This window comes from Vibrio sp. 10N.261.54.A5, from assembly GCF_041471145.1.
In the GTDB taxonomy this organism is placed as follows: domain Bacteria; phylum Pseudomonadota; class Gammaproteobacteria; order Enterobacterales; family Vibrionaceae; genus Vibrio; species Vibrio crassostreae_C.
Genome location: NZ_JBFRNU010000008.1, coordinates 78,700 through 96,022 on the forward strand (window position 1 = coordinate 78,700; position 17,323 = coordinate 96,022).

Sequence of the window (17,323 nt, forward strand, 5' to 3'; positions counted from 1 at the left end):
TTCATCGTTAATGATTGATAAAACCATCACAAAAAGCATAATGCTTAGCGTAAAACGAGACACATAGAACTGAGCACCAACAGGCACCAAGCAAAGAGACAAACTAGGTAACGAGACAACACTAAGTAACGAGAAGCAAGCACGTGACTAAAATCATCAAGAGTGAACAGAAGAGATCGCAGATCTTAACCGCAGCCAGCCAACTTTTCTCTGAACATGGCTTCAAGATCAATATGGACCAGATAGCCAAAGCAGCGAACGTTTCCAAGCAAACGGTCTACTCTCACTTTAAAAACAAAGACGAACTTTTCGAAACCTGCATGCAAACCAAGTGTGCGGAGCGAGAACTCAGTCCTGCTGCCTTTGATATGGATGCTGCGGTGGGTGATGAGTTGGTGAAATTTGGTGTGAAGTTTCAGGATTTATTACTTGATGAACAATCTAGACAAACCTTTCAAAATGCCATTAGCCAAGCGAATACGCATCCAGAGATCGCCTCTATCTATTTAGAAACTGGGCCTCAGAAAACCACCAAGTTACTTGCTGATTATTTGCAGTCGAAAATAGACTCTGGTGATCTCACACTGTCGACATCAAGCTCGCCAGTCATTGCAGCACGCCAACTGTTGCTGATGTTTCACGGCAAATCGGCGTATTGGGGATTCTTCGGACACGATAGCGGAGAATCTGAAGAAGAAAGACTTCACTACACTCGCGAATGTGTCGCGCTATTCTTGAACGGCAACCAGCCTCGTTAATTGTAGCTCTATCTTTGAATAAAAAAGGCACAGAGAAATTCATCCTCTGTGCCTTATCAATCATCAGTCACTCTCAGCAATAACAGCGATCGGTTTATTGGGTATGTTCCACAACGATCAGCTCATCGGTATTGAAGCCACGCTCTTTCGACATGGCTTTAAACTTCTCCATCACTTCTGGTGCGACTTCAGGCGTTCTTGCGAGTAGCCATAAGTAATCAGTGTCGGGCCCAGAAACAAACGCGTATTGGTAGCCCTCTTTGTCTAATTCAAACACGACATAAGCGCCGTAGAAAGGGCCAAAGAAAGACACTTTCAAATAGCCTTGTTCAGAGCCCTCAACGAAGTACGCTTTTCCTTCCGCTTCGTTCCACTCACCTTCTTCCGCCGAATAACCACGGTTAATCACCTTCACGCCGCCATCATCACGAAGGCTGTATTCAGCGCTGATGTTGTCTAAGCCACGCTCAAACGAGTGATCCAAACGAGCCACTTCGTACCATTTCCCTAGGTATCGTTCCAACTCAAACTGTTGAACAGGCTTAACCGTTTCGGGCATGCCAACACAACCACCCAATAAGATCACGCTAAGCAGCAATAATATTTTTTTCATCCTAACCTCGACTTGTTTTTATTAGTAATGCGAGTAAGTCTCGTGAAAACATAAACTTACATCCTTGGTAATACGTTAAATCCATTTTTATAGCTCACTTAACTGTAATTTATTCAGAACCTTATGTGAATTGTTTAGTCTGCGAATGGGTTCGCAATCCTTTATTGACGAGCTGTATTCCCACAACCACCTCAAAAGGCACTGGAATTACATTCAAACAAGAGAGCAACCAAGGACACTTTATTATTAAAAATTCACGATATGATTCTCGCCACTCGCTTTCTATACTTACTAAACCGTGGAACATGGAAGACATAATAATGAATAACAAGCTCACTCTGCCACGTACTGCATGGATAGCATTACTCACAAGCTTATCGGCCGTAGCGCCGGTGCTTGCACAAGCCAACACTATTGTTCAAACACAAACACCAGTTCAAGCGCAAACATCTGTTCATAACCAAAGTGCTGACCAGATCTTTATCAATGCTGATATATACGGGCATCGTGAGTCGGACTCGATCGTTACCTACAAAGGCAAGATCATCTTCATTGGTAACCAATCACAGGCGCAAACTTTTCAAGGGCAAAGCACTGATGTCATTGATGTAGACAATGCCTTTGTCCTTCCGGGATTTATTGACAACCATAACCATGTGTTTGAAGCCGCCTCAGAGCTGGGTGGCAATTGTGAACTCGACTCTGAAGCCACATTAGAAGAGCAAATCCCTTACTTAGAAGCGTGTAAGATCAATGCTGATACCGATGGCAGAGGTTGGCTTATGGGCTATGGTTTTTCTTTGGAAGCGACGCTCGATAGCGACTCTGAATACACACCACTTGAGATCATCGACAGCATCTTCCCGGATCGCCCAGTGGTGATCATGGAGCAGACTTCACACTCGATGTGGGCCAACTCTAAAGCACTGAAAATTGCCCGAATCAGCCAGCAATCGCCAGATCCACAAGGTGGCGCTTATTTAAAAGACCAAGACAGCGGTAAGCTCAATGGCATCTTATTAGACAATGCTGGCGATCAACTGATGGAGATGGCTTGGAACAGCCAAAGCGAACTGTTTGATCAAAGCTACCAAGGGTTAATGTTCGGGCTTGAGGAAGCGGCAACCCACGGCATCACCACCATTGGCGACGGTCGCATGTATTGGAAACGAGGTTGGTATGACGTTTGGCTAGAGGCCGAGCAAAATCAAGACTTAACGGCGCGAGTATCGCTACGCCCTTGGGTGTACCCATCGATGGTGATGTCTTCTCAATTAGAAGTCTTTGAGAAAATGCATTCCGACGATAAAAGCCATCTGTTACTTGTCGATCAGGTGAAAATGTACAGTGATGGCATCTTTATCAATGGCACCGCCAAAACACTCGCGCCCTACTTAGATACTTATCTACCCCAGTCTCCTAATGGCTTGAACTATATTCCGCCAGAACAAATGAAAGAATGGTTAACTGCGCTCGAGAAAATCGGCTTTAGCGCCCACATTCATGCGATTGGTGATGGAGCGGTTCGTGAATCTCTTGATGCGATAGAAAGTATTCGCAAACAAGGTTCAACCAAACCCTACACCCTAACCCATGTCGAATTAATCAATGATGAAGATGTGCCACGCTTTCGCCAGTTAGATGTAACTGCAGATTTCCAAGTTGGCTCTGATTACGTTGCAAGTCATCAACACCAATGGGCCGAAGCTTTCCTTGGTGCTCGCCGTGCCAAAGCCATGATGAACCTCGATGCAATACTCAAGACCGACGCCAATATCACCTTAAGCAGTGATTGGAACGTACACGACATCAACCCATTGGTCGGCATCGCGAACAGCTTAATCATGGGCAAAACCGGCCTAACCGATATCTATACCGCCATCGACGCTTACACGCTCAATGCCGCCAAAAGTCTTGGGATTGAAGACGTAACAGGTTCTATTGAGGTAGGAAAATCCGCTGACTTCGCCATTCTCGACCGCGACATCACCACAGTGTCAGCAAGACAAATCGCCAAAACTCAGGTGTTGATGACGGTGTTACGCGGGAACGTGGTTTACGAAAAATAGAGCCAATTCGCGTATCGAATTGGTTATCGCAACTCAAACGAAAACGAGCCAGCTTATTCAACTGGCTCGTCTGTTATTCACATCTGTATTTTAGTTCTGTTACGCGTTGGTCTCTTTAAGCGCTTTCACATGTGAATCTTGTTTGTCATCCAGAGCAAAGTAGATCTTCGATACAATCACTTCAGCAACCAGAATCGTAAATACCACAGCGAAGAAAGCAACCACGCCGCCCCAAGGTCCTGTAAAACTCACCTTATCTCCGAACAGAAGGTTAATCGCTTCTAGCATCACGAATTTTGAGCCCACCAAGATAATGTAAGTGGTGATTGCTCGGTACACCTTAGGTGCAGTGCCCGGCTTGCTTTTGAAGTGTTCAGCAATCTTGTGCTCTAAACCAATAGAGAGCTTCAATAATAGCTGCAACAACAACGCCGCAATCAAAGATATAGTGAAAGACTCAATGTTGACGAAGTCCCAGTACTCATCGAAGAAGTTAAGCACTACTAAGTCCACCAGCACGGCTAACGTGTAACCTACGAATAGACGTTGTGGTGTGTTGAACCCGTAAACTTTGTCTGATTTAGTCATTCTGTCTCTCTCTAATTTGATAAGTCGCCTTGATTTGAAATACATCTTAGCGTTCGAATCGAAGCAAAACTTACCATTTCATGACATCGCCAACATTCATTCCTCAAATTAATGATTCGACAAAAATCCCCTTTGCCTCTCTTATAGCAATAGCAAAAACACGCCCAATTCATCACTGTCACCAAATGGCCATTCTTCAAATGCTGCGCCCCATAAGATGACTCCATCAGCGACACACACTCATTTCCAAAAGGTGCAGATTATGAAAAAACTAATCACTAACGCGAACGTATTTAACGGTGTTGATAACAACTTAATCGAGAACGTATCAATCCTCATCGAAGATAACTTGATCACTCAGATTGGAGAGATTGACCCAACGATTGCCGATGAAACGATTGATGCTCAAGGTGGCACGGTCATGTCAGGCCTGATTGATGCGCACGTTCATATCACTTTATCTTCACGCGTCAATGTCATTGATACCATGACGCGTGAAGAAGTGGCGATTCGCTCAGCAAAGATTTCTGAAGAGATGTTAATGCGTGGCTTTACCACCATTCGTGATGTAGCAGGTAACACGCTTGGCCTTAAAAACCAGTATCGACAACGGCTATGCCACTGGCCCACGTATTCTGCCTTCAATGGCAGCTATCTCACAAACCTGTGGTCACTCCGATTACCGTCAAAACCAAGCACAAGAGCGTTTAGCAAACGGCCATGAAGACTCACCTATGAGGAAGCTTGGCGCAATGAAAGTGGCAGATGGTCGTTCAGAAGTCTTAAAAGCGGTTCGCGAACAGCTATTTATGGGCGCATCCCAAATCAAGATCATGGCGGGTGGTGGCGCATCTTCAACGTTTGATCCGCTAGACACATTGCAGTTCACATCTGAAGAGATGAAAGCTGCGGTTGATGCCGCTTCAGATTACGGCACTTATGTCGCTGCGCCGAGCAGCTGAAGCGGGCGTGATGTCTTTCGAACACGCGACCATCATGGACGACGACATTGCCGAGATCATTAAAGAGAAAGGCATTTGGGTGATTCCTTCTTACTTTACCTCTTCATTGATTGCAGAGCGTAAGATCCCACTACCAAACGAAGAGACATACCGCAAAACAGAACGCGTAGGTAAAGCCATGTTCAAGTCGGCAGAACTGATTAAGAAATACGATATCCAAAACATCGCCTTTGGTACCGACTGTGTGGGTGAAACCAACGTTCATGCGACACAATTGAATGAACTTGGTGCGATTGAGCAAGTATTCGATACCATCACCGCGCTTCGCATGGCGACATCAAACTGTGGACGTTTGTTCGAGATGTCGACTTATCAACACCCGTACCAAGAAGGCAAGCTTGGTCAAGTGGTTGAAGGCGCGTATGCCGACCTATTGATCATCGATGGCAACCCACTGGACAGTGTTGCTTGTGTGGCAAACACAGAGACACAAAAACTGATCATGAAAGACGGCAAGGTGTACAAAAACACGCTTTAGTGTTCAATATACTCACTAAGTAATGAAACCTCTCAGGCAAGCAAGCGAACTTTATAGTCGTTTGCTTGCCTTTTTATTAAGCGCTGTTTTATTGCTACTATTAAACTCAGGTTATTGATTTATGGATAAATCGGGGTGGGATAAGGATGAAATTAGAATGAAGCTATTACTTACTGCACGCTTAATCAGCACAGTGCTATTACTCAGTTCACTGCTGTCAGGGTGCGGTAACTTTAGAAATCTATCTAATGAGATACAAGCCATCGACTCCATAACCAATCAATACATGGTTACCTTGAATCAACATGCCTCCGGTTCTGCCGTGGTGATTGAACAAATCAAAGACATTAACAAAGGCGAGGTTGATGGCTACGATGGCATCATAGACAGTGACAGTATTCACTTACATGTATCGAATAACATCCACTACCTACTTATCTTTGAAGATAAGAATCAAGACCTTACCCTACAAGCCGATGAAGCTTTCAGTGTAATCAACCTACGTGATCACCAAGACAGATCAACAATAGAAGTCTCACTAACGGTTAATGAGAGTGAAGCCCCAAGAGCGTTTGTTGATCGTTCACTATCTTCACTGTTAAAAATCGAATTGGATTTGATCGACATAGGCACAGTCGTGAGCTTGGAAGCTCCACCTTTTGACAGAAAAAATGGCAAACTCGGCATGTGGCAGCCGCTGACCTTTTTGCTCGAAGATAACGCTGGGCTCTACTTTCTGTCAGAGTTCGACCCAAACAAAATCCCGATCTTGTTTGTGCATGGCATCAACGCCACTGCGTTAGATTTTGCCCCACTGATTGAAAAAGTCGACCAATCTAAATATCAGATCTGGGTCTTTAACTATCCTTCAGGCTTGTCTCTGGCTTTGAACTCCAAAGGCCTGAATAACCTCATGCACACGGTGTTAACGGAATACAAAATCCAACAATTACATGTTGTGGCACATAGTATGGGCGGGCTTGTCGCCATCAACAGTCTTCGCCAGTGCCGTATTGGGCAGCTATGCGATTTTGTAAGCAGCGTAGCCACCATATCTTCGCCGTTTGGTGGTGTCGAGTCTGCTAAACAAGGGGTCGAGTACTCTCCCGTAGTAATGCCGGCATGGGTTGATTTAAATCCAGACGGGAAATTTATCGCTGACTTATTAATTGACAGCAGTAAGATTCACATTCCCCACTTTTTAGCCTTTGGTTATAACTCGGGCGACCTATTTAATACCAACAGCAACGATGGTGTGATCAATTTATCAAGCCAATTGTCGCGCCCAGCCCAACTCCACGCGTCACAAATCCTCGGCTACAACGAAACCCATTTGAGCATCTTAGATAACGATGACCTTTTTGAAGACCTGTCCGAGTTTTGGTTAAGAGCTGAAGAAGCACATTGATTTATGATTCGGTGCACTAGGCGGCGTAGGTAAATCAGATATTAAAATTGGAACGCTTAGGCATTCCAATCTTTTGGGTGAAGCGTAATGTTTTTCTGAATTGAGAGCATTGATATCCTGTGCGTTCGGGCTGATTTCGAACACCCACCCCCTCTAACTCCCCCTCCAATTAAGTTTATCCCCCCTCTAGATTGACGACCGAGGGGGAGAACCTTCTTTAGCGCTGAATGTGTAACTGCACATGTAACGATCTGTATTCAGTTCCTCCCCTTTCTACGAACCACAATGGATTGTAGATACTGATTAAGGGGAGGCTAGGAGGGGATTTTTAGTAGGACTAACACGGATTTGCCCCTTTTCTTGTTAGAGCATATGCTCTTCGTAAAATAAACAAATTCATAATGACCAACATTTTCTAATAGCAGTGGCTGAATGTAGTCAGCTCCTCCGAAGAGCAGTAAGGAAGGAACCAAAGCTGTTTAATATTGTTAACAAGAAAAGTTTAACATTTTTATTTTTCTATTTACTTCATAGATTTAGTATTAAACAACATGTTATGTTACAAGTATTTTAATCGTTCATATCAAGGAATGCATAGTGAACAAATTACTTCTTCTTACAACCTTGCCTCTTGCACTCACAGGCTGTGTAAATCAGTTTGCTTCTATGCCTGATGCTTCCGTTACTGACCCTATTGATTATGTTGAACAGTACCAAGCAGCTTCTGAAAAAGGTTTACTTAACCCATTAGCTTTCGTTGGCGGTCGAGATGATGGAAATAATTTCCGTAAATATCGAAAGTCATGGTGTGCAGTATCAGAAGCGGCCTTTTACAGCCTTAAAGATGACTTAAAGGATCTGTGTCAAAACAAAGGTGGTGAACTACGTGGTCAATGGTGCGTAAAATCCAATTCGGACACCCCTCTCTTTAAAATGCATATAGCCCAAAGTAACATGCAGTGCTCAACTGGCACTTCTTCTTATGCAGAGGTTATTGCCCCCATAAACGATACAGACACAAAGGATAGTAAGTGGATTGCTCTCGCAAAAAATAATGGCTTTGAAACTGCTGCTGAAATTGAGACGGCTGAAAAGCAACGTCAAACTGCTCTCGAAGCCCAAAAAATTGCGAAAAAGCAACAAGCGTTACGTGAACAACAGCGCAAAGAAGCAGATAGAATTCAAATGCTTTCAACTCGTGGTCTAAGAATTTGCCAAAACGCGAAGTATAGCTATCAAGGAAAATATACAGGGTTTGTCGAGGATTTCACCGATAAAAAAATCAAAGTCCATGTTGCCCACTTAGGAGGCGATGGATGGACAGCATCAGGTTTTAAGGAGAGCACTATCTGGGATTATCCTGATAATTGGTATGTCTGCGATAGATAGACCGAAAGGTTTTTTAGTAGCTTCAAGCCCCTACTAACATATTCGTCAGCATTGGCGTATTGAAAACAACCAGCATTACGTTTTAGATGTTGTTTTTAAAGATGATAGCTCACGGATAACGTTAGATGGTGCAGTAGAAGATATAGCGCTGTTTAGACGCTTTGTGATGAACATGCTGAAGTAATGTGATTGTGGTGCGCCAAGCCAAAAAGTGAAGTTGAAGAAAGCTGGTTGGAACGATGATTATCGGGCTCGAGTCTTCTTTGGGTTATAAATCAATCAAAGTATGCTCGCGCCCTAGGGCTATCCATTTTCTGCATTTAGTGACCATTTTTTCAATCAAATTCTTTTGTCTCACTACTTTACTACTTTCTTTTGCTCGGCACTATTAATGCTGAATACCAAGCTAAGCAACTTTCGATACTTGTAGTTATCCATAATTTCTTAATTTAGCGAAGACGCTGAAACGTTTATGTCCAGAGACGTTTCAGCTACTGTTGTAACTAGCCTTTGCCCCAAAACCTGTTAGATCAAATACACTACACAATTCTGAGAGCGTGCGTTTTCCCTACAAAACCTAATATTAAGCTTGAATGTCGTTCGAGTTGTCGGAGGACAATATAGTTTGTTGGATTCCAATAAAGTCTGATCATTTTCAATAAAAGTTATCACTTTTCCTCTGCTATTTCATTCCGCAGAGGTTATATGAACCGACGATAGCAAACACGCTTTTACCTACTATGAGTTTTACTTGATTACGTTCTCAATGTAAGAACAAACTATTTCGTGTGCTTTTGCTAGTATTGATCTAACCGATCAGTTCATAATTCATTTACTTACAATTAATTACCTACTAAATCTGACTTGTTGCGCTCATATTTAAGATCATGAGCGCTGTCAAAATTAGGCAACCCGTTAGCACGTTTTTATGAGTAGTCGATGACTAGGATTGGTCATCGAGTACTTAAGACCGTTAATTATATGAGTCATGCTTGTAACGAAGCGTCATATACTTATCTTCGTATGAAAGGTTAACGGAAATGTCAGTTTGTTGAGATCTGAAATCAACACTCCTTGTTCGGTATTTGTTATACGGAATGTCCATTCCGGTCTCTTTGTAGTTTTTTCTTGCAACAAAATTTCGAACATCTTGGAAGACGGACTCACTTTGGGTTTTAAACGAGGTCTCGATTAAAACCAATCTATCTTCACACTTGCCTTCCCCATATTCTAGGAAAGCAAATCTAACTTTATCGATTTTTGGAAGGGAGAGGTTATTACCCTTTATGTACCTCTGCTCTTTGATAAAAATCGGATTTTTGCCATTGTTATTAAAGCTGTAAAAAGGAGAACTAGATGATAAATAATCTCTCGAGTTTGTTAGCTCACAGCTACTGCTTATTCCCATCTTTAGTCCGTAAAGCTCAACTGGTTTTTTGTTGGTGCACAGTTTTAAGTTATCAGGGTTACCTGAGCAAAAGACAAAACGGTCAGACTTAAGAGCGTCAATGAAATCAGCTTTAGCACCACTCTTTATACTTTCAGAAAGATCCGATACTTGAGTGCTAAGATTGTCCTTTGCATTAAATGATATGAATGGATAGCTTTTCCTGCTTAAGCTGTAGAAATCAACCTCCGATTCTAGTTCTAAGTCAGGGTTGGCATCGCTCACAAGGCGATAAATTTGTCTGTATTTTGTTGCGAGTTGATGTAGTTCTTGCATTTCAGGCGTGTATATTTCTAACGCCTTTTTGTATTCAAGTTGCAGTTGCCTTGGTAAGTTACCAAGATTTACAACTTTATCCTCATCAGTGAAGTTATATTGAAACGCATAAATTCCGTCAGTATCGTCTCGGAGCACTCTTAACTTAATTTTCCAGCCATCATCACTGTAAAGATCATAGTAATAATTTCGAGCAGTATTGATGCTTGGGTATTGTTGAGCAACATTAAAGGCAGCAAGGGAAAGAGCGCTATTCACAAGGTAATTGTCGTAACTATCTCCAATTACAGGCTTGAAGCTGCGGTCGATCACTACAGGTTCAGATGGAACAGTTGAACTAGAAGATGTGACGGATGATGAGCATCCTGATAACGCCAATAGCAACGTAATTGCTATTTGTTTTTTTATGATGGAGAGTGACATGATGATGTTTCCGATTTGATTCATTACCCATAACTTGCGCAATGGTCTTTCCAACCGTTGTGAAATGAATATCCACTTAACATCTAGTGTTGAGAGCGCAGGTATTGGTTGATCCATTTAGAAATTTGATTGAGATTATTATGTAACCTGGTTTTTATGTCTACAGAATTAGTCACAATTCGATAATAAACAGAACCCATTAAATCGTTAATTTATAAGTGGTTATAAGTCTACTAGCAGTTAACAGCGAGAATTGGATGCCAAGGCACTGTGAACTTTTTACCTGGAACGAGTATTTATTGAAGGGCGCCACCTCTAACGGTAGGTTGTATGAGCAGTACTACCGATAGCGGATATAAAGTTAACGATTTGCCGTCCTTTAATTTATCCATGAATTATTAATTTAGGAAAATCGCTGGCACATTTTTGTCCAAATCCCATTTAGACGCCCAATAATTAAAAAAGGGATTGGTATTTCTACCAATCCCCTCCAAACTCTCTTTCTACTTACAAGCTCTCAATTGCCTTTTGAACCGCAGGGCCAATCTGGCGCTTACGTGAAGTGACACCTTCCAAAGTCAGCATGTCACTTGTTGGTTCAGCGTTGAAAGCCGATTTGATGACTTGATAGTCGCTTTCATCCACCCACAATAAGTTCGCTTCTTTGTTCTTGGTATCTGTGATTGAAAAGAACAGATGGTCTAGCCCGTTCTCTTTTTTGTAAGTCTTCATTGCTGCTAGAAGATCGTCTTTACGGTCAATCAGTTGTTGAGCCATTAGTGTTTCAGCAACACCGATACCCACCTGTTTGCCACCGTACTTAAAGTTTTTGTAATCCAGCGTCAGAATGGTTTCAGATGAAAGGTGGCTAAGATCTGACTTAGCAACCAACATCTGTTGACCGAAGTCTTCGATATCTGAAATGCCTGCAACCTTCGCCAGCTTCTCTGCGTATTCACGATCATGATCTGTTGTAGTTGTTGATTGGAATACCACTGTGTCAGAAAGAATCGCACCCAAGCCAACACAAGCGAGGTGTTTAGGTAATGTCACATCGAGCTTTTCAGCATTGTCAGCCAGTATAGTTGCAGCTGAACCCCAACCTCGGATATCCATCTCGACAATCTGCGGGGTGTTAATTGGAGAGCCACCAATCGCATGATGATCGACCACTGCCACAATGGATGCTTGATCAATAGTTGGTGCTAATTGAGTCACTTGGTTGAAGTCAACCAGCCCCACTCGGTATGAAGAGTAATCTGTCTCTACACGTGGAGATTCTGCATTACAGTAGTTCAAGATAAACGTCGATTCAGGATTAATCGGCTCAGGCACTGTCGCCGTACCACCATAAATATGAGCCGCGAGCATCGCAGACATTACCGTGTCGCTGTCTGGGCTTAGGTGCCCTGTCCATACGAGATCTTCACTGTTTTCATTGGCAGATTGTTGCAAGCTAAAAGCAAAACTTGCTGAACTGAAAGACATAATTACGGCTGCAACGACAGGGGTTAGCTTCACGGGTATTTCCTTATTTAAATGCGATATAGAAGCCCATAAGCTAAACACCAAAAATTTCAGAACCGTGTAACTAATATTTCAGTTTTACTTCAGTAAGTAACTAAATGTAATTGCCCTTAGGCTTTCACTGTTAATCACACCAAAGCTCAACTTGGATTAGGTTAGCTTTTCATTATTTCACAATGAATTTCAATGAACCCTAATGATAAGAAAGCTAAGACACTGATTTATTGACCACATAACATCATCAACCCACATACTAGAAATGAGATAATCTTATTAAAATGAATTATCGAAAGGCACAAAAAGGCTACTAAGTAGCCTTATTGAGTAAGCGTAAATGAGCTATTGATTCACCGATATCGAGATTCTGTTTCTCCCCTTCCCCACTACAGTAAGGGATCGGAGATGTAAACCAAGGGGAGGTTATGAGGGGATTCTAGTGTTTGTATCGAAAAGTGTTGCTGTCATCAATAATCTCAATTTTGACTTTTACTACGCCTTTCTTAACGTCACCAATTTGAGAAAATGCTTTGTGGGAAAGGTCAATCACTCGGCCTTTTACGTAAGGGCCTCTATCGTTAATTTTGACATCGACTGACTTGTTATTGGCTGTATTGGTCACTCTCACGATAGTCCCAAATGGCAAGGTTTTGTGAGCGGCTGTATAGGCGTTTTTATTATACGTTTCACCACTTGCCGTCAGTTTTCCATGGAATTTATCGCCATACCAAGAAGCCACTCCCACAAGCGCATGTGAATTGGCATAGCCCTTTGTTTTTGAAGTATCGACGGCCGCATGTGACGAGCATCCGGCAAGCAAAGTAATAAGAAAAGCGGCAAAGATAAGGTTTAGTTTTTTCATGCTATTTCAGTAGATCTTCTTCATGTAATGTTTATCTATTTTCATTGTAGTGCGGTTCAGCAGTATTGAACTGAGTATTATGAGTTCTCAGCGAAGGCTATCACTAGTGTGATTGCGCAATGTTTTCATGAAGCACGCTCGCTTCAGTCATATTCATGAAAGGTTTTATCTTCAAAACGTCAACTTTAACAACGCCTTAAAGTTGTTGATTTATTAACCACCACCACATGATGGAGCACTTAAAAAGCACACAAACACAAAAAAGGATTGGTATCTCTACCAATCCTCTTTAGGGGGTGTTTCGGTTTATCTACCTTATGGAAGGTAGTAACGCGATTACTCGTAATCAGTCGCGTACGTGTCTTCGTATGTGTGCGAGTAGAACTCGAACAGGTTGCCAAACGGGTCTTCTAGGTAAACCATTTGTGCTTGTTTTAGTTCGTCTTCTGGGTGGTAAGGCATGATGTCCATACGAACCTTACCGCCAAACTCTTCAACACGCTTAATCGCTGAATGAAACTGCTCTTTAGGAAGCTGTAGACAGAAGTGGAAAATGCCCAGGCGAGAGAAATCAACGTTGTGACGCTCTTCACGGTCAACCATTTCGAACATCTCAACACCGATACCATCAGATGTTACTAGGTGAGCAATGTTGAAACCTTTAAAGCCTTCACCAAATACTGCAATACACATGCGGCCGATTGCTGATTCGCGCTCTTCCATCACTTTAGTGTTGTTCATTACGATTCTTAGACCTAGCGCTTTTGTGTAAAACTCGACTGCTTTGTCCATGTCGCCAACCATGATGCCTACGTGATTCATTTTCATAACTTTCTCCAAATTCTCTTTAATTCTGTATTTTTCGAAGACTCGCTTCGGTGTTTCGTTTCGATGGAGAGAGTATATGGAGATACGACGATTAAGTGAAATTATCATAATTTATATTAATGATAATTTTATGTTATTTACCAAGTTAAGTGAGATGCCAACACGTCACACAATAAGTTAAAGTTGAGAGCCACATATGTCATGTGGCTCTAGTTAAACATCCTTAGTTCAGCACGAAGAAGCCCGTTACGCTTTACTGGTCTGTACGACGTTCGAAATCTGCTTGGCTTTTGTTTCAGGCACCAAAGACATCAACCCGGTAGTCACAAGCGCGGCAATACCAGACATGGTTACAGGTGACCCAAATATGCTTTGCACTAGCTTGGGTGCTTCTTTCAATAAATCCGGCACTAGCATCACCCCAAGCCCTAAGCCTAGTGAGATGGCAATCGTCATAATTCTGCGGCGATCCAGTTTTTCATTGGCGATGATTTTGATGCCCGCCGCAGCAACCGTACCGAACATCACTAATGTCGCCCCGCCCAATACTGGCTTTGGAATCGTCATTAAAACCGCACCTAAGATGGGAAATAACCCTAACAGAAAAAGAATCGCGGCAATGAAGTAGCCGATGTAGCGACTCGCGATCCCCGTAAAATGGATCACACCGTTGTTCTGGCTGAAAGTCGTGTTCGGAAAAGTATTGAATACCGCTGCGATGAGCGAGTTCACACCGTCACCTAGCACGCCAGCCTTGAGTCGATTGATGTATTTTGGCCCCTTAACTGGCTGCCCTGAGAACATACTGTTGGCGGTAAGGTCACCCGTGGTTTCAATAACGGTAATCAAGTAAATAAAAGCGATAGGCAGGAAGGCTTGCCAATCAAAAGCGAAGCCATATTTAAATGGGACAGGGATACTCAATAGCGGTTGAGATGCAAAAGAAACCATCGACGCTTTGCCCATCAGAATAGCAACGCCCCACCCTACAACCAATCCGACTAAAATCGACGACAGCCTTACCATGGTGTTGTTGCTTAGGTTAAGTGCCACTATGGTTCCGAGCACAATCGCACCCAACATCAGGTTGCTTCCAGAACCAAAATCTTCTGCACCAACACCACCAGCGATATCAGTGACGCCAACTTTAATCAAAGAGATGCCAATTGTGGTGATAACGATTCCGGTCACAACGGGCGTGATCACCACTTTCAGCTTTTCGATAAAACGCGATAGGACAATTTCGACAAACGCACCGAAGAAGCAAACACCAAAAATGGTCGCCAGCATTTCATCCGGACCACCGCCATTCGCTTTAACAAGGAAGCCCGCACCTAATACAGATCCTAAGAACGCAAAGCTGGTTCCTTGGACACAAATCATCCCTGCACCAACTGGCCCTATTTTTCTCGCTTGAATGAAGGTACCGACCCCAGACACCATGAGTGCCATGCTGATCAGATAAGGAATGTGCTCACCCAACCCAAGCACACCGCCAATAATGAGTGTGGGCGTGATAATACCAACGAAACTGGCTAATACATGCTGCAACGCTGCGTAACTGGCTGCTTTAACTGATGGTCGATCGTCTAATCCGTAGATCAATTCACTGTTCTGTTCCATGTGACTTCCTTTATGTATTTTTTATTGTATACAATTTACATAAAGACAATAGAGCAACATATATGCCAATGGTTTAACATCATACTTATCAATCAGTTAAGTTTCATCTTTAGCCAGTGCTGCACTATAGAGCAACACTGTCGGCTTGTTTTAGTGCAACGAAGAGCACAAAGCACTCCTTTGACTTGGTTTATCCGTAACCTTCCACTCAATATCGCAGACACAAAAAAAAGATTGGTATCTCTACCAATCCTCTTTAGGGGGTGTTTCGGTTTTCTACCTTACGACAGGTAGATGGCGTCTATTACTCGTAATCAGTCGCGTACGTATCTTCGTATGAGTGAGAGTAGAACTCGAATAGGTTGCCAAACGGGTCTTCTAGATAAACCATTTGTGCTTGTTTTAATTCGTCTTCTGGGTGGTAACGGTGAATGTCCATACGTACCTTACCGCCAAACTCTTCAACGCGCTTAATAGCTGAATGAAACTGCTCTTTTGGAAGTTGCAGACAGAAGTGGAAGATGCCTAGACGAGAGAAGTCTACTTCGTGACGCTCTTGACGATCTTTCATTTCGAACAGCTCAACACCGATGCCATCAGATGTGACTAGGTGTGCAATGTTGAAGCCTTTGAAGCCTTCGCCAAATACTGCGATACACATACGGCCGATTGCTGATTCGCGCTCTTCCAAAACCTTAGTGTTGTTCATTACGATTCTTAGACCCAGAGCCTTAGTGTAAAACTCGACTGCTTTGTCCATGTCGCCAACCATGATGCCTACGTGATTCATTTTCATAACTTGCTCCAAATTCGTTTTTAATTCTGTGCGTTTCGAAGACTGGCTTCGATGTTTCGTTTCGATGAAGAGAGTATATGGAGATGTGACGATTAACTGAAATTATCATAAATTATATTAATGATAATTTTTTGTTATTTACAGATTGGTATAACAACTCAACTCAACTCAACTCGCGTAAAGAAACCGTACTTCCCCTTACCTACATAGATACTGAACCAAATACTGCTTACCTAAATAGAGAACAACCTAAAAAGCATAGCTACTCAAATTGGGGTTGCTGATGTTTGATGGCTTTTGTTAATCGTTTTTGTTGATAGCTTTTACCGATAGTCCTTTCCTTTCGAAGATAGGATTCGCCTATTGAATCTATAGAAATGTCCGATTTCACTAATTTTCGGTGGCAATGCAATATATCTACATCGACGCGGGATAGCGTTAAACACTATAAATTAGAAAGAGAGTCAAATCATGATCAACACAGAAATCAAACCATTCAACGCAACAGCATTCAAAAACGGCGAATTCGTAGAAATCACTGAGCAAGACGTTAAAGGCAAGTGGGCTGTATTCTTCTTCTACCCAGCAGACTTTACGTTTGTATGTCCAACTGAGCTAGTTGACCTACAAGACAAATACGCAGAGCTTCAATCTCGCGGCGTAGAAGTTTACTCAGTATCAACTGACACTCACTTCTCTCACAAAGCATGGCACGATACTTCTGACAAAATCGGCACTATCGAATACTTCATGGTAGGCGACCAAACTGGCAACATCACAAATAACTTCAACGTTATGCGTGAAGGTCAAGGCCTTGCAGACCGTGCAACGTTCCTAATCGACCCTGAAGGCGTTATCCAAGCAATGGAAATCACAGCTGAAGGCATCGGCCGTGACGCAGAAGACCTACTACGCAAGGTTAAAGCAGCACAATACGTAGCCGCTAACCCAGGTGAAGTTTGCCCAGCTAAATGGAAAGAAGGCGAAGAGACTCTAGCTCCATCTCTAGACCTAGTAGGCAAGATTTAATCTAAGCCTAGCTAACAAGAATAGCTAAACGGTTCTACAGGCGCGCTTCGGCCCCCCTCCTAAAGGGCAGTCGCGCGCCACCCTTTCAAAACATCAACACCACAATATTTGCCGACTTGCGCCCCCTTTTTATTTTCCTTTTTCAGCAAGAAGGTATTGGTCAATACCAAGACACAGAATTTAAGAGCAG

General features: G+C 42.8%; 13 protein-coding genes and 2 pseudogenes. 7 read left to right on the top strand and 8 right to left on the bottom strand.

The features are described from left to right. The first annotated feature begins 143 nt into the window (after positions 1-143). Positions 144-758 carry a TetR/AcrR family transcriptional regulator gene (locus AB4329_RS02355; protein WP_004736309.1) on the top strand — a complete coding sequence of 205 codons (615 nt, stop codon included), beginning with the start codon at positions 144-146 and terminating at the stop codon, positions 756-758. Positions 759-852: 94 nt separating this feature from the next. Here AB4329_RS02355 and AB4329_RS02360 read toward each other — a convergent pair whose 3' ends face one another. After that, positions 853-1,371 carry a lipocalin family protein gene (locus tag AB4329_RS02360; protein WP_017060193.1) on the bottom strand — a complete coding sequence of 173 codons (519 nt, stop codon included), beginning with the start codon at positions 1,369-1,371 and terminating at the stop codon, positions 853-855. 320 nt (positions 1,372-1,691) lie between these two features. Between AB4329_RS02360 and AB4329_RS02365 the strand changes: the two genes are divergently transcribed. After that, a complete protein-coding gene (locus AB4329_RS02365; RefSeq protein WP_372133330.1) occupies positions 1,692-3,440 on the top strand; it encodes an amidohydrolase in 1,749 nt (582 codons plus the stop codon). 99 nt (positions 3,441-3,539) lie between these two features. Here the strand turns inward: AB4329_RS02365 and AB4329_RS02370 are convergent, their stop codons facing one another. Further along, on the bottom strand, positions 3,540-4,028 hold the full coding sequence (locus AB4329_RS02370; protein ID WP_017068109.1) for a hypothetical protein: 489 nt from the start codon (positions 4,026-4,028) through the stop codon (positions 3,540-3,542). A gap of 262 nt (positions 4,029-4,290) precedes the next feature. Here AB4329_RS02370 and AB4329_RS02375 point away from each other — a divergent pair. The 4 genes and pseudogenes from AB4329_RS02375 to AB4329_RS02390 form a co-directional block, all read left to right on the top strand. Beyond that, positions 4,291-5,528: pseudogene (locus AB4329_RS02375) on the top strand (amidohydrolase family protein). Between the two features lie 157 nt (positions 5,529-5,685). Next, entirely contained in the window at positions 5,686-6,936 is a 1,251-nt protein-coding gene (locus AB4329_RS02380) for a lipase family alpha/beta hydrolase (protein WP_372133327.1), read from the top strand. Between the two features lie 597 nt (positions 6,937-7,533). Beyond that, positions 7,534-8,325 (top strand): hypothetical protein, encoded by a 792-nt coding sequence (locus AB4329_RS02385; protein WP_102321375.1) that lies wholly within the window; start codon positions 7,534-7,536, stop codon positions 8,323-8,325. A gap of 37 nt (positions 8,326-8,362) precedes the next feature. Further along, positions 8,363-8,599, top strand: a pseudogene (locus AB4329_RS02390) (transposase); the annotation flags it as partial. Between the two features lie 699 nt (positions 8,600-9,298). Here AB4329_RS02390 and AB4329_RS02395 read toward each other — a convergent pair. The 6 genes from AB4329_RS02395 to AB4329_RS02420 form a co-directional block, all read right to left on the bottom strand. Beyond that, positions 9,299-10,513, bottom strand: coding sequence for a hypothetical protein (locus tag AB4329_RS02395; RefSeq protein WP_133151379.1), 1,215 nt, complete (start codon positions 10,511-10,513; stop codon positions 9,299-9,301). Positions 10,514-10,978: 465 nt separating this feature from the next. Continuing rightward, positions 10,979-11,992 (bottom strand): manganese-dependent inorganic pyrophosphatase, encoded by a 1,014-nt coding sequence (locus tag AB4329_RS02400; protein ID WP_017062680.1) that lies wholly within the window; start codon positions 11,990-11,992, stop codon positions 10,979-10,981. A gap of 439 nt (positions 11,993-12,431) precedes the next feature. Continuing rightward, positions 12,432-12,857 carry a septal ring lytic transglycosylase RlpA family protein gene (locus AB4329_RS02405; RefSeq protein WP_017068116.1) on the bottom strand — a complete coding sequence of 142 codons (426 nt, stop codon included), beginning with the start codon at positions 12,855-12,857 and terminating at the stop codon, positions 12,432-12,434. Between the two features lie 336 nt (positions 12,858-13,193). Then, positions 13,194-13,685: a VOC family protein gene (locus AB4329_RS02410; protein WP_017069627.1), complete on the bottom strand. Its 492-nt coding sequence runs from the start codon at positions 13,683-13,685 to the stop codon at positions 13,194-13,196. A gap of 246 nt (positions 13,686-13,931) precedes the next feature. Continuing rightward, positions 13,932-15,308, bottom strand: coding sequence for a uracil-xanthine permease family protein (locus tag AB4329_RS02415; RefSeq protein ID WP_372130814.1), 1,377 nt, complete (start codon positions 15,306-15,308; stop codon positions 13,932-13,934). 304 nt (positions 15,309-15,612) lie between these two features. Beyond that, positions 15,613-16,104, bottom strand: coding sequence for a VOC family protein (locus AB4329_RS02420; protein ID WP_372130812.1), 492 nt, complete (start codon positions 16,102-16,104; stop codon positions 15,613-15,615). A 471-nt stretch (positions 16,105-16,575) separates the two neighbouring features. Here AB4329_RS02420 and ahpC point away from each other — a divergent pair, with 471 nt between their 5' ends. Continuing rightward, positions 16,576-17,133, top strand: coding sequence for an alkyl hydroperoxide reductase subunit C (gene ahpC, locus AB4329_RS02425; RefSeq protein ID WP_016798107.1), 558 nt, complete (start codon positions 16,576-16,578; stop codon positions 17,131-17,133). Positions 17,134-17,323 lie beyond the last annotated feature (190 nt).